General features: G+C 62.6%; 11 protein-coding genes and 1 riboswitch. Of the genes, 4 read left to right on the top strand and 7 right to left on the bottom strand.

What is annotated here, in order from left to right; genetic code table 11:
- Window positions 1–58 precede the first annotated feature (58 nt).
- Window positions 59–676 (top strand): hemolysin III family protein, encoded by a 618-nt coding sequence (locus ACF8O8_RS24500; protein ID WP_010955556.1) that lies wholly within the window; start codon window positions 59–61, stop codon window positions 674–676.
- Here ACF8O8_RS24500 and ACF8O8_RS24495 read toward each other — a convergent pair whose 3' ends face one another.
- Window positions 677–1,396, bottom strand: coding sequence for a 16S rRNA (uracil(1498)-N(3))-methyltransferase (locus ACF8O8_RS24495; protein ID WP_010955555.1), 720 nt, complete (start codon window positions 1,394–1,396; stop codon window positions 677–679).
- Window positions 1,397–1,558: 162 nt separating this feature from the next.
- Window positions 1,559–2,965, bottom strand: coding sequence for an adenosylmethionine--8-amino-7-oxononanoate transaminase (locus tag ACF8O8_RS24490; RefSeq protein ID WP_392510624.1), 1,407 nt, complete (start codon window positions 2,963–2,965; stop codon window positions 1,559–1,561).
- Window positions 2,966–3,335: 370 nt separating this feature from the next.
- Here ACF8O8_RS24490 and ACF8O8_RS24485 point away from each other — a divergent pair, with 370 nt between their 5' ends.
- The 3 genes from ACF8O8_RS24485 (at window position 3,336) to ACF8O8_RS24475 (ending at window position 6,562) form a co-directional block, all read left to right on the top strand.
- On the top strand, window positions 3,336–5,195 hold the full coding sequence (locus tag ACF8O8_RS24485; protein WP_392510623.1) for a flavin monoamine oxidase family protein: 1,860 nt from the start codon (window positions 3,336–3,338) through the stop codon (window positions 5,193–5,195).
- 204 nt (window positions 5,196–5,399) lie between these two features.
- Window positions 5,400–5,951, top strand: coding sequence for a cytochrome b (locus tag ACF8O8_RS24480; protein WP_010955552.1), 552 nt, complete (start codon window positions 5,400–5,402; stop codon window positions 5,949–5,951).
- Window positions 5,952–5,983: 32 nt separating this feature from the next.
- A complete protein-coding gene (locus ACF8O8_RS24475; protein ID WP_020191536.1) occupies window positions 5,984–6,562 on the top strand; it encodes a YceI family protein in 579 nt (192 codons plus the stop codon).
- 140 nt (window positions 6,563–6,702) lie between these two features.
- Here the strand turns inward: ACF8O8_RS24475 and ACF8O8_RS24470 are convergent, their stop codons facing one another.
- From ACF8O8_RS24470 to ahcY, 5 genes are all read right to left on the bottom strand, one after another.
- A complete protein-coding gene (locus ACF8O8_RS24470; protein WP_010955550.1) occupies window positions 6,703–8,583 on the bottom strand; it encodes a DEAD/DEAH box helicase in 1,881 nt (626 codons plus the stop codon).
- A 218-nt stretch (window positions 8,584–8,801) separates the two neighbouring features.
- Window positions 8,802–9,590, bottom strand: coding sequence for a substrate-binding periplasmic protein (locus tag ACF8O8_RS24465; protein ID WP_392510622.1), 789 nt, complete (start codon window positions 9,588–9,590; stop codon window positions 8,802–8,804).
- Between the two features lie 169 nt (window positions 9,591–9,759).
- A complete protein-coding gene (locus tag ACF8O8_RS24460) occupies window positions 9,760–10,836 on the bottom strand; it encodes a hypothetical protein (RefSeq protein ID WP_049587487.1) in 1,077 nt (358 codons plus the stop codon).
- Between the two features lie 93 nt (window positions 10,837–10,929).
- The gene (metF, locus tag ACF8O8_RS24455) at window positions 10,930–11,775 is read right to left on the bottom strand and encodes a methylenetetrahydrofolate reductase [NAD(P)H] (RefSeq protein ID WP_049587485.1); all 846 of its coding nucleotides are present in this window, start codon (window positions 11,773–11,775) and stop codon (window positions 10,930–10,932) included.
- 166 nt (window positions 11,776–11,941) lie between these two features.
- Window positions 11,942–13,351 (bottom strand): adenosylhomocysteinase, encoded by a 1,410-nt coding sequence (gene ahcY, locus ACF8O8_RS24450; RefSeq protein WP_021783768.1) that lies wholly within the window; start codon window positions 13,349–13,351, stop codon window positions 11,942–11,944.
- Window positions 13,352–13,371: 20 nt separating this feature from the next.
- Window positions 13,372–13,468, bottom strand: a riboswitch (S-adenosyl-L-homocysteine riboswitch).
- Window positions 13,469–13,579 lie beyond the last annotated feature (111 nt).

Below are 13,579 nucleotides of genomic sequence, written 5' to 3'. Positions count from 1 at the left end.
AACGAAGCCATCAGCATCACAACAGGAACCCAGCCCACCTCAGGAGGTCTGTGTTTGCATGTATTACGGTGAACGCTTCAACGCCTGGACCCACCTGGTCGGTGCCGTCCTCGCTGCTATTGGTGCCATCTGGCTGATCGTGGCCGCGGGCCTGCAAGGCGACCCGTGGAAGATCGTCAGCTTCTCCATCTACGGCGGCACGCTGCTGTTGCTGTACAGCATTTCCACCCTGTACCACAGCACCCGTGGGCGGGCGAAAGTGATCATGCGCAAGCTCGACCACCTGTCGATCTATCTGCTGATTGCCGGCAGCTACACGCCGTTTTGCCTGGTCAGCCTGCGCGGCCCTTGGGGATGGAGCCTGTTCGGCGTGGTCTGGGGGCTGGCGATCATCGGCATGTTGCAAGAGATCAAGCCGCGCTCCGAGGCGCGGATCCTGTCGATCATCATCTATGCGGTAATGGGCTGGATCGTGCTGGTGGCAGTCAAGCCGCTGCTGAACTCGCTGGGCACGGCCGGCTTCGCCTGGCTGGCTGCCGGCGGCGTGTTCTACACCGTCGGCATCATTTTCTTCGCCTTCGACAGCCGTTTCCGCCACTGGCATGGCATCTGGCACCTGTTCGTCATCGCTGGCAGCCTGATGCACTTCGTGGCGGTGTCGCTCTACGTGCGCTAGTTAAAAGTCGCCCCACAACTGCTGTGCCACCGACAGCGCCACCACCGGCGCGGTCTCGGTGCGCAGCACGCGCGGGCCAAGGCGTGCTGCGTGGAAGCCGGCGGCTTTGGCCTGCTCGACCTCGGCTTCGCTAAGGCCGCCTTCGGGGCCGATCACGAAGGCCAGGGTGGCGGGCTTTTCATGGCTGATAAGCGGCTCAGCCACCGGGTGCAGGACCAGCTTCAGGTCAGCCTTGGTGCTGCTCAACCATTCGGCCAGGGTCACGGGTGGGTGGATGACGGGCAAGGTAGAACGCCCGCATTGTTCACAGGCGCTGATCGCCACTTGGCGCCAGTGGGCCAGGCGCTTGTCGGCGCGTTCGTCTTTCAGGCGCACTTCGCAGCGCTCGCTGACGATCGGGGTGATTTCGTTGGCACCAAGCTCGGTGGCCTTCTGGATCGCCCAGTCCATGCGCTCGCCACGGGAAAGGCCCTGGCCCAGGTGCACATGCAGCGGTGAATCGGCCTGGCCGGCAAAGGCCTGGTCAAGGCTGACGCGGACAGTTTTCTTGCCCACCTCGAGCAACTGACCACGGTATTCCTGGCCGCTGCCATCGAACAGCTGCACGGCGTCGCCGGGTGCCATGCGCAGCACGCGGCCAATGTAATGGGCCTGGGCCTCGGGCAGGTCGTGCTCGCCAAGGCTCAGGGGGGCGTCGATGAAGAAGCGGGACAGTCTCATGGGTTTGCTCGGAAAATAGAGAGACGCAGATCCCTGTGGGAGCGGGCGTGTCGATGCGTCGAACCGCCGCGAATCAGGCGCCGCGGTGCCTGGCAAGGGCTTCGCCCTTGTTCGCGGGCTCGCCCGCTCCCACAGGAAAAGTGGTGTGGCGAATTGCCGGGCCTAGCCCGGGTCGCGGAAGTCGGGGTGGAAGTTGGGCGGTACTGCGACACTGACGCTGTCGCGGGTGGCGATATCGATGCCTTCGCTGGCCACTTCGGCAAGGAAGTCGATCTGCTCGGGGGTGATCACGTACGGCGGCAGGAAGTACACCACGCTGCCCAGCGGTCGCAGCAGGGCGCCGCGGGTCAGGGCGTGCTCGAACACCTTCAGGCCACGGCGCTCCTGCCAGGGGTAGGCAAGCTTGCCTGCCTTGTCTTGAACCATTTCGATGGCCAGGGCCATGCCAGTCTGGCGTATTTCGGCAACATGAGCATGATCGGCCAAATGTGCAGTGGCTGTGGCCATGCGCGTGGCCAGGGCCTTGTTGGCCTCGATCACGTTGTCCTGCTCGAAGATATCCAGGGTCGCCAGCGCTGCAGCGCACGCCAGCGGGTTGCCGGTGTAGCTGTGCGAGTGCAGGAATGCGCGCAGTGTCGGGTAATCGTCATAGAACGCCTGGTACACCTTGTCGGTGGTCAGGCAGGCGGCCAGCGGCAGGTAGCCGCCGGTCAGGGCCTTGGACAGGCACAGGAAATCCGGGCGGATGCCGGCTTGCTCGCAGGCGAACATCGTGCCGGTGCGGCCGAAGCCCACGGCGATCTCGTCGTGGATAAGGTGCACGTCATAGCGGTCGCAGGCCTCGCGCAACAACTTGAGGTACACCGGGTGGTACATGCGCATGCCACCGGCACCCTGGATCAGCGGCTCGACGATCACGGCGCTGATCGAGGCGTGGTGTTCGGCCAGGGTCTGCTCCATGGCCTGGAACATGTTGCGCGAGTGCTCCTCCCAGCTCATGCCCTCGGGGCGCAGGTAGCAGTCAGGGCTTGGCACCTTGAGGGTGTCGAGCAGCAGCGCCTTGTAGGTTTCGGTGAACAGCGGCACATCACCCACCGACATGGCGGCAATGGTTTCGCCGTGATAGCTGTTGGTCAGGGTGACGAAGCGCTTCTTGTCCGGTTTGCCGATGTTCTGCCAGTAGTGGAAGCTCATTTTCAGCGCCACTTCGATGCACGACGAGCCATTGTCGGCATAGAACACCCGGTCGAGACCGGCCGGGGTCATGGCGACCAGGCGTTCGGACAGCTCGATCACTGGCTGATGACTGAAACCGGCCAGGATCACGTGCTCGAGCTGGTCAACCTGGTCCTTGATGCGCTGGTTGATGCGCGGGTTGGCATGGCCGAACACGTTGACCCACCAGCTGCTCACCGCATCCAGGTAGCGTTTGCCCTCGAAGTCTTCCAGCCACACGCCTTCGCCGCGCTTGATAGGGATCAGCGGCAGCTGCTCGTGGTCTTTCATCTGGGTACAGGGGTGCCACAGGACCTTGAGGTCGCGTTGCATCCACTGATCATTGAGGCCCATGGGCACTTCTCCTGGCTTTGCGGCGTGGTTCGACCGCGTAAGCCTAAGCAATGCCGCAGGGCAGGACAACCGCTGCCGTTCAATGGAGGTGGGGGCTGGTCCATTCGAGCCTGCTGCCATACACAGAGCAAAGCCCTGCAGGATGTGGTGCCGGAGTGAAGGCTCAGGCCTGAGGCTGTGCGCAGTCACCAGGTTCATGCAGAGGTCCTGCTACTGTGTGGCATAGCTACCGACAAAAATATGAGCTGCCAAAAGGACTTGATGTCACTGCGCTGGCAGGGTGCTCGGACCTGACGTATTCTTAACGCATCTTCCTGGGGCATTCCTGCCTCTCCCCGTTTCTGTAACCTCTGACTCGGAGTTCGCCGACATGGCTGCTGCTTGGGTGCGCCTGTGCGCGTTGGTATTGATTGGTGTGTCCAGCGGCGCTGCGCTGGCAAAAGACAAGACGCCCACGGCGATTGTCGTGGGGGGGGGGCTGGCAGGCCTGACGGCAGCCTACGAGCTGCAGAACAAAGGCTGGCAGGTGACCCTGCTGGAGGCCAAGGCGGGCATGGGCGGGCGTTCGGGCCTGGCCACCAGCGAGTGGATCGGCAACGCCAAGGCACAGCCGGTGCTCAACCAGTACCTCGACCGTTTCAAGCTTGAAACACTGCCGGCGCCCGAGTTCGTGCGTACCCCGGGTTACCTGATCGACGGCGAGTACTTCAGCGCCAGCGACCTGGCCACCAAGCAACCGGCCACTGCCGAGGCGCTCAAGCGTTACGAGAAAACCCTCGATGACCTGGCCCGTTCGATCGATGACCCGCTGAACCCGCAGGCAACCAGCACGCTGTTCGCCCTTGACCAGATCAACGTCTCCACCTGGCTGGACAAACTGCAACTGCCGGCCACCGCCCGTCAGTTGATCAATCAGCAGATCCGCACCCGCTACGATGAACCGTCGCGCCTGTCGCTGCTGTACTTCGCCCAGCAGAACCGCGTCTACCGCGGCGTCAGCGACCGCGACCTGCGCGCTGCGCGCCTGCCCGGTGGCAGCCCGGTGCTGGCCCAGGCTTTCGTCAAGCAGCTGAAAACCATCAAGACCAACTCGCCGGTTACCGCCATTGTCCAGGACAAGGATGGTGTCACGGTAAAAGTCGGCAGCGTCGGCTACAAGGCGGACTATCTGGTCATGGCTGTGCCCCTACGCGCGCTAGCCAAGATTCAGATGACCCCTGGCCTGGACAGCCAGCACCTGGCGGCGCTCAAGGGCACCAACTATGGTTGGCGCGACCAGATCATGCTCAAGTTCAAGAAACCCGTTTGGGAAAGCCGTGCACGCATGTCGGGCGAAATCTACAGTAACGCCGGCCTCGGCATGCTGTGGGTCGAGCCGGCGCTCAAGGGTGGTGCCAACGTGGTGATCAACCTGTCCGGCGACAACGCACGCCTGCTGCAGGCCTTTGGTGAAAAGCAGATGGTCGACCAGGTGCTGATCCGGCTGCATGCGTTCTACCCCCAGGCCCGTGGCGCATTCACCGGTTACGAGGTCAAGCGATACAGTGCTGATGCTGGCACGGGTGGTGCCTACCTGGCCTACGGCCCAGGGCAGATCAGTAAATACTGGCGCCTGTGGGAACGTCCGGTGCAGCGCATGACCTTTGCCGGTGAGCACACGGATGCCCTGTACCCGGGCACCCTGGAAGGCGCCCTGCGCAGTGGCCAGCGTGCGGCCAGCCAGGCACAGGACCTGTTGGCCGGCAAGTCGTTCGACCCGGCCAAGGCGCTGCCGGTTGCGGCGGCGGCAGGTGCGGCCGCCGCCAAGGAGAGCAAGGGCGGGTTCTTCTCCAATATGTTCGACGGTTCGTCCGACAAGGGCGACAAAGCTGACAAGGCGCCGGCCAAAGCTGAGCCCAAGCAGACCGAAGAGGCCAAGCAGGACAAGCCAGGCTTCTTCAAGCGCCTGTTTGGCGGGGCGCAAGCGCCAGAGGCGAAGGTTGAGCCAATTGCCAAGGCTGAGGAAGTGGCGCCTGCACCTGCGCCCGCTCCACAGGCAGCTCCGGCTCCTGCAGCACCTGCGCCTGTGGCCAAGGAAACGGCTGCCAAGCCTGCGGCAACCAAAGCCGCTCCCGCCAAGCATGCGCCCGTGCATAAGCCAGCCCACAAGCCTGCCGAGACGAAGAAGGCGACAGCCAAGTCGGAGCCTGCGAAGAAGCCTGTAACCAATACCCAGGCCAAGGCGGGCTGACCGATCGACAGTGCCGGCCTGTTCGCCTGTTCGCCTGAGGGCCGGCACTGCAACCCTAACTCTCCGACTATCGTTAATGTTTTCTTAATGGTCAGCTAACAGAATAAATATCGGATTCCTCGATAATCCAAAGCAATTTTTTCCGCTTTTCTTCGATACGTTACGCGTTAGTCTGTGCATAGCTTTCACGGGGAAACACGCAACATGCAACTGCGCAATTCACCTTCTCGCTACGGCGTGGTCAGCATCATCCTGCACTGGGGCGTGGCGCTGGCAGTTTTCGGCCTGTTCGGCCTGGGCTTGTGGATGGTCGGCCTCGACTACTACAGCCCTTGGCGCAAAGCTGGCCCGGACCTGCACAAGAGCATCGGCCTGGTGCTGCTGGCGGTGATGCTGCTGCGGGTAGTCTGGCGTTTCATCAGCCCGCCACCACCGGCACCAACCAACCATGGTGCGGTCACACGCCTGGCGGCCAAGCTGGGCCACCTGGCCCTGTACCTTGGGCTGTTTGCGGTGATGGTTGCCGGTTACCTGATTTCCACCGCCGACGGCGTCGGCATTCCGGTGTTCGGCCTGTTCGAAGTGCCGGCACTGATCAGCGACCTGCCTGACCAGGCAGATGTGGCGGGTGTGGTTCATTTGTGGCTGGCTTGGGGGCTGGTGATTTTTGCCGTGCTGCATGCCCTTGCCGCGCTCAAGCATCATTTCATCGACCGTGACGCGACCCTGACTCGCATGCTGGGCCGCAAAGCTTGACTCTCAACCTCAATTACACAGGAAGGAACAGGATGTTGAAAAAGACTTTTGCCGCTCTGGCGCTCGGTACCGCTCTGCTCTCTGCTGGCCAGGCCATGGCTGCCGAGTACAAGATCGACAAGGAAGGCCAGCACGCGTTCGTTGACTGGAAAATCAGCCACCTGGGCTACAGCTTCATCCACGGTACTTTCAAGGATTTCGACGGCAGCTTCACCTGGGACAGTGCCAAGCCTGAAGCCAGCAAGATCAGCGTCGACTTGAAAACTGCCAGCCTGTGGTCGAACCACGCCGAGCGTGACAAGCACATCGCCAGCGCCGACTTCCTCGACGTGAAGAAGTACCCGGACGCCAAATTCGTCTCCACCAGCGTCAAGTCTACTGGCGACAAGACGGCTGACGTGACTGGCGACCTGACCATGCACGGTGTCACCAAGCCGGTGACGTTCAAGGCTACCTTCAACGGTGAAGGCAAGGACCCATGGGGTGGCGAGCGCGCTGGCTTCAACGCCACCACCACGCTGAACCTGAACGACTTCGGCATCAAAGGCCCGGGTGCTACTTCGCAGACCCTGGACCTGGATATCAGTGTCGAAGGTGTGAAGCAGAAGTAATTTCTGCCAGCTGAAAACCGAGGGGGCCGCTTTGCGGCCCTATCACGACACAAGGCCGCTCCTGCAGAGATCAAGAAATTCTCTGCAGGAGCGGCCTTGTGTCGTGATAGGGCTGCGAAGCAGCCCCCTCGGTACTTCTATCAGCCCTTGCGGGTCAGCAGCGCTGGGCGCTCACCGCGTGGGCGGCTTGGCAGGTCATCCAGTTGCTCAGGCGTCGGGAAACGGTCCAGCTTGGACTCCTTGCGAATGATCACTGGCTGTTTTTCCGGCTGACGCGGGTTGCGCACGGCCGGCTCTTGCCGGGCAGCATCGTCACGCGCAGGGCGACCACGGCCACCGCCGCCATCACGACGGGCACCGCCACCGTTGTTGGCGCGGGGCGGGCGTTTTTCTCCGCCACCACTGCGTGGCTGGCCGCCATTTCGGGCTTGGCCCTGGCCGCCAGCGTTGCTGCGTTGGCCATTGCCTTGCCCCTGACCTTGGCCAGCACCACCCGGGCGGCGGTTGCGGCCCTGGTTCTTGCCCTGGTAAGGGCTGACATAGTCCGCGCGGTTACCGAAGTTATCGAGTTCGTCGTCCAGGAACTCTTCCGGGTCGCGGTCTGCCGGCGGCTTCGGCACGCTGTTATTGCTGGCCTGCTGCGGGCGTGACTTCTTGTCACGCGGCTTGCGCGGTTGCTGCTTGTCGCCGCTCTTTTCCTTGTCGTCCGGCTTGGCCGCAGCTTGCTGCCTGGCTTTGCCTTTGTCCTTGCCTTTGTCCTTGCGGCCGCCGTTGGTGTCTTTACCACCTTCGCCACGGGCCTGCTGGTTGCGGCCACCGCGGCCGTTATTCTGCGGGCGCTCGCGTGCTTCGGGCTTCTCGGCTTCTACCTGGCTGGCGTCGAAGCCCATCAGGTCGCCATCCGCGATGCGCTGCTTGGTCACCCGCTCGATGCTCTTGAGCAGCTTCTCTTCATCTGGCGCGACCAGGGAAATAGCTTCGCCCGAACGACCGGCACGGCCGGTACGGCCGATGCGGTGGACGTAGTCTTCCTCGACATTCGGCAGCTCGAAGTTGACAACATGGGGCAACTGGTCGATGTCCAGGCCGCGGGCAGCGATGTCGGTGGCGACCAGTACGCGCACGCTGTTGGCCTTGAAGTCGGCCAGCGCCTTGGTGCGGGCGTTCTGGCTCTTGTTGCCGTGGATCGCGGCGGCGGTCAGGCCTTGCTTTTCCAGGTACTCGGCCAGGCGGTTGGCGCCATGCTTGGTTCGGGTGAACACCAACACCTGTTCCCAGGCGCCCAGGGTGATCAGGTGCGCCAGCAAGGCACGCTTGTGGCTGGCAGGCAGGCGATATACCCGCTGCTCGATACGCTCGACGGTGGTGTTCGGCGGGGTGACCTCGATACGCTCCGGGTTGTGCAGGAGCTTGTCGGCGAGGTCGGTGATGTCCTTGGAGAAGGTGGCCGAGAAGAGCAGGTTCTGGCGCTTGGCCGGCAGGCGGGCGAGGACCTTCTTGACGTCGTGGATGAAGCCCATGTCGAGCATGCGATCGGCTTCATCCAGTACCAGGATTTCCACGTGGGCCAGGTCGACCTTGCCTTGGCCGGCGAGGTCGAGCAGGCGGCCTGGGCAGGCGACCAGCACATCAACGCCTTTGGCAATGGCCTGGATCTGCGGGTTCATGCCAACGCCGCCGAAGATGCAGGCGCTGACCAGTGGCAGGTCACGGGCATAGACCTTGAAACTGTCATGCACCTGGGCTGCCAGTTCGCGGGTCGGTGTCAGGACCAGCACGCGAGGCTGGCGTGGGCCGTGGCGCTGTGATTTGTCGGGATGGCCGGCCGGGAACAGGCGCTCGAGAATCGGCAGGGCAAAGCCGCCGGTTTTACCCGTACCTGTCTGTGCGGCAACCATCAGGTCGCGGCCTTGCAACACGGCGGGAATAGCCCGCTGTTGCACGGGGGTCGGCTGGGTGTAGCCCGCAGCCTCGATAGCGCGGACAAGAGCCTCGGAGAGACCGAGGGAAGCAAAGGACATGGGCGATCCTGTTCTCGTGTGGGCTGGGCCCGTTGGGATGTTCTGCCTGGCGCGACGGGCATCGGTGAAATGCGATCGCGTCCGGTCCAGCTGGGCTTTCACTGCACATCCGGGAAACGGAGGCTGGACGCGAAGGGGCGTCGGTACCGATCGGGATGCCTGTTGCGAGGCCGAGCGTCCGGGCGTGAGCCGGGCGGGAAGGCCCGAGTATAACAGAGCTATCGCGCTGTGCTGCTTTCCTGCTGCTCAACGGCGTTGAGAATGTTTCCAGTGTCGCTTGTATAACGGTTGCTGATCGCTGCATAGGCCGGCTCCTGCTTGAACCGCTGCAGCTCTTCGGCAAAGGCCACGGCCAGTGCCTCGCGCCCAGGCTTGCGCACCAGGCCCAGGTACTGCGCCTGGCGGCTGATTACCAGCGGCAGTTCTTCGACTTGCTGTTGCAGGCCGAGCTGGCGGAGCAGGTAATGCCCCACCCTGCGGTCGGTGATCACCAGGTCGATGCGGCCCAGTATCAGCTTGCCGAAGTTGGCTTCTTGAGTAGGTGCGGCTTCGCGCTTGAAGTGCGGGGCCTCGGTGAACCCTTTACCGTAGGCGTAGCCGGGCGATGTGCCGACGGTGAGGCCGGCGAGGTCGTCCAGGTGGGTGACGGCATGGCGGCGCGTGCGGCTTTGGAACAGGACGAATTCGACCTCCGACATGGGTTCGGAGCCGTACACCATGTAGGGTTGGCGCGCGTCCGTCTGGAAGATGTCGAGAATGCCATCGGCCAGGCCTTGCTCAGCCATTGCCAAGCAGCGCTTCCAAGGCAGGAATTGCCACTCTACCTCGACGCCGAGGCGTGCGAAGACCTGGCTGGCGACTTCGTAGTCGATGCCGCGCGGTTGGCCGTTGTGCTGAAACACATAAGGTGCCCAGTCGTCGGTTACCAGGCGCAAGCGTTCGCCCAGAGCCAACGGGCTCAGGCAAACGAGCAGCAGGATCCAGAACAGACGGGCGATATGTGGCATGGCCGGAGATTACGCGCTCGGCCGGTGTACGGTAAAGGCATGCATTATCGATGTGGGAGCGGGCGTGCCCGCGAACACCGGCGAAGCCGGTGCCAACGATCGGGTTGCTCTCTTCGCGGGCACGCCCGCTCCCACAAGTCCGCGCAAGGCAATGAGTTTTGCGGGCACATCAGGCTTGGGTGGATCGCAGCAGATGCGCCTCGATATCCTTGCGCCGCTCGCCCAGCGATAGCCGTAGCCCCGGATGGCGCAGGCACTGACGCAGCCGCTCGGGCTCCACGTGGCCGTAGCGGTCATTGAGGTTTTCCAGGGCCTTGTCCCACCAGGCAGACGCACAGGCGCGATCGAACTCATTGGGGTAGGGGTAGCAGCCATAGAGCAATTCGCGGGCGAACTGGCGCTCGTGACTGGGCAGGGTCAGGCTCAACGCCTTGTAACCCAGGCGGTGCAGAGTGGGTGGCCGCGGCAGTTGATCGTTGACCAGCGCAACGTCGGCCAGGGCCGGGGGGCTGAGTGGGTCGTGCTCGTGCTTGCGCAGCCAGGCCTGGATCTTGGCGCGGAACTGCGCCTTCCGGCTCCAGTAGTGATGGATGACATCGGTACACTCGGCCAGCTCCAGGTTGCGGTAGGCCGCCACTGCCAGGCAGAACTCCTCGAGGGTATAGGCCTCTCGAGCCAAGGGGTAGAATTCGTCCATCATGGCGATGGAGCGGTCCAGGGTGTCGCAGTTCTCGGCAGTGAGGCCGATAACGCCGGAATTGACGAGCGGCATCTGGCAGTCGGCCAGTCCCCGGGACTCGAGAATGGCCAGCAGGTTCTTGTACAACAGGCACTTCTGGTCAGCGCCGTAGCGCGTGCCGATGGCGTTGCACAGCAGGCGGTTGGGCGCCACGCGGGCGAACAGATGCAACGGCGAAGTGCGGAAGAAGGTGTCGGTGTCGATCAGCACTGCCAGCGGGTGTTGCTGAAGTACCTGGCGCAACAGCACATGCTTGCTGCGAAAGTGATAACCGTGCGGGGCATTCCATGCCTGGCGCGTGGCCTCGTCCAGCAGGTGGACGGTGACGGGCAGCCTGGCGTATGGCTGCGCATTGTCGGTGTAGACCTGTATGTCCATGGCCTCGCCGGCTGCGCTGCCTAGCTGGGCGAGGGCGCTGACGATGCTGAAGCAGGCTTCCTGATGGTAGGTTGCCGGGCCAAAAGCCAGGTATACAAGCTGTGGGCGCGAAGGTTGGGTGTGCTGCATGGCAGGCAAGACCTGTTTAACCCGAAAATGAATAAGGCTTTAGTCTATGACCAAAGCCTTAATCATTTCTTAAGCAGACTTTGCCAAAAGATTTCAGCGCGGCAGCTTCAGGTTGTTCCAGATCGCCAGGCTCGGTTCAGCCTGGTTCAAGGTATAGAAGTGCAGGCCTGGCGCGCCGCCTTGCAACAGCTGTTCGCACATGCGGGTAATCACTTCTTCGCCGAACGCCTGGATGCTGGCAGTGTCGTCGGCATAGGCTTCCAGCTGCTTGCGGATCCAGCGCGGGATCTCGGCGCCACAGGCATCGGAGAAGCGGGCCAGCTTGCTGTAGTTGGTGATCGGCATGATGCCCGGTACCACCGGAATCTCCACGCCCAGCTTCTGTGCACGCTCGACGAAGTAGAAGTAGCTGTCGGCGTTGAAGAAGTACTGGGTGATGGCGCTGTCGGCACCGGCCTTGACCTTGTGCACAAAGTTGGCCAGATCCGCCTCGAAGTTGCGCGCCTGCGGGTGCATTTCCGGGTAGGCAGCCACTTCCAGGTGGAAGTGATCAGCGGTCTCCTCGCGGATGAACTCGACCAGGTCACTGGCATAGCGCAGTTCACCACTGGCCATGCCCATGCCCGACGGCAGGTCACCACGCAGCGCGACAATGCGTTTGATGCCGGCTGCCTTGTACTCGGCCAGGAGGGCACGCAATTCGGCCTTGGTGTCGCCCACGCACGACAGGTGCGGCGCGGCAGGTATCTTCACTTCGCTTTCCAGCTGCAGCACGGTATTGAGCGTGCGGTCGCGGGTCGACCCACCGGCACCGTAGGTGCAGGAGAAGAAGTCCGGGTTATAGGTGGCCAGCTGGCGGGCGACGCCCATCAGCTTTTCGTGACCGGCATCGGTCTTGGTCGGGAAGAACTCGAAACTGTAGCGGCGTTCTTGTGACATCAGGCGTTCCTCTGGCAACAAGCGTCTGGCGGCAAGCTGCAAGTAAAAGCCAGATCGGTGATGGCCGGTCTGGCTTGGGCGTCGTTCAAGATCTGTGTTTCCGGAGCTGCAAGTGGCAACGGCACGGTATGCCTTTGCCTGCCACTTGCAGCTTCAAGCTTTCCGCTTAGTAGCGGTAGGCGTGCGGCTTGAACGGGCCTTCGACGGTCACGCCGATGTAGTCGGCTTGCTGCTTGGTCAGCTGGGTGACCACGCCGCCGAAGCCGCGGACCATTTCCAGGGCCACTTCTTCGTCGAGTTTCTTCGGCAGCACTTCAACGGTCAGGCGCTCGGCTTTCTTTTCGGCCGGCAGGTCAGCGAACTTCTGCTCGAACAGGAAGATCTGTGCCAGAACCTGGTTGGCGAACGAGCCGTCCATGATGCGGCTTGGGTGGCCAGTGGCGTTGCCCAGGTTGACCAGGCGGCCTTCGGCCAGCAGGATCAGGTAGTCGTCGTTCTGCGGGTCGAAGCTACCAGCGCCGGTACGGTGGATCTTGTGAACCTGCGGCTTGACCTCTTCCCAGGCCCAGTTCTTGCGCATGAAGGCGGTATCGATCTCGTTGTCGAAGTGGCCGATGTTGCAGACTACGGCACGCTTTTTCAGGGCCTTGAGCATGTTGGCGTCGCAGACATTGACGTTACCGGTGGTGGTCACGATCAGGTCGATCTTGCCCAGCAGGGCCTTGTCGATGCTGGCTTCGGTGCCGTCGTTGATACCGTCGATGAACGGCGAGACCAGCTCGAAGCCGTCCATGCAGGCCTGCATGGCGCAGATCGGGTCAATTTCGGAGACCTTGACGATCATGCCTTCCTGACGCAGGGACTGGGCCGAGCCCTTGCCCACGTCACCGTAGCCGATCACCAGGGCCTGCTTGCCCGACAGCAGGTGGTCGGTACCACGCTTGATGGCATCGTTCAGGCTGTGACGGCAGCCGTACTTGTTGTCGTTCTTGCTCTTGGTGACCGAGTCGTTGACGTTGATCGCCGGGACTTTCAGCTCGCCCTTGGCCAGCATGTCCAGCAGGCGGTGTACGCCGGTGGTGGTCTCTTCGGTCACGCCGTGCACGCGGTCCAGTACCTGCGGGTACTTCTTGTGCAGCAGTTCGGTCAGGTCACCACCGTCGTCGAGGATCATGTTGGCGTCCCATGGCTGGCCATCTTTCAGGATGGTCTGCTCCAGGCACCACTCGTACTCTTCTTCGGTTTCGCCTTTCCAGGCGAAAACCGGGATACCGGCGGCGGCGATCGAGGCGGCGGCCTGGTCTTGAGTCGAGAAGATGTTGCAGGACGACCAGCGCACTTCGGCACCCAGGGCAACCAGGGTTTCGATCAGCACGGCGGTCTGGATGGTCATGTGGATGCAGCCCAGGATCTTCGCACCCTTGAGCGGTTGCTCGGCCAGGTACTTGCGACGCAGGCCCATCAGCGCAGGCATTTCCGATTCGGCAATGATGGTTTCGCGACGGCCCCAGGCGGCCAGGGAGATGTCGGCGACTTTGTAATCGGTAAAACCAGCAGGCATGTTTGCAGCGCTCATGAGAGCCTCCATTCGTAATGTGCGAATGGGCGCCGTTGTGCGTTAAGCGCTCGCGGGAGCGAGCAACGCCCCATCCGAGCCTGACAGGCCTAGCCTGCTGCAGCGCCCCTCGGACAGGTGGCGGGCATGGCACCGCTGTGGGCAACCATGTAAAACGGCGCAGATTATAGCTGCCCCCGCCGGCTTGCCCAAGGTTTTCCGTCGATTAATCGCGACGATAGTCGATGT

Origin of the sequence: Pseudomonas sp. TYF_14 (assembly GCF_043105275.1) — a bacterium.
GTDB classification, from domain to species: domain Bacteria; phylum Pseudomonadota; class Gammaproteobacteria; order Pseudomonadales; family Pseudomonadaceae; genus Aquipseudomonas; species Aquipseudomonas alloputida.
Note: the sequence above shows the minus strand (reverse complement) of the source record. Positions and strands in the feature narration are given on the sequence as shown.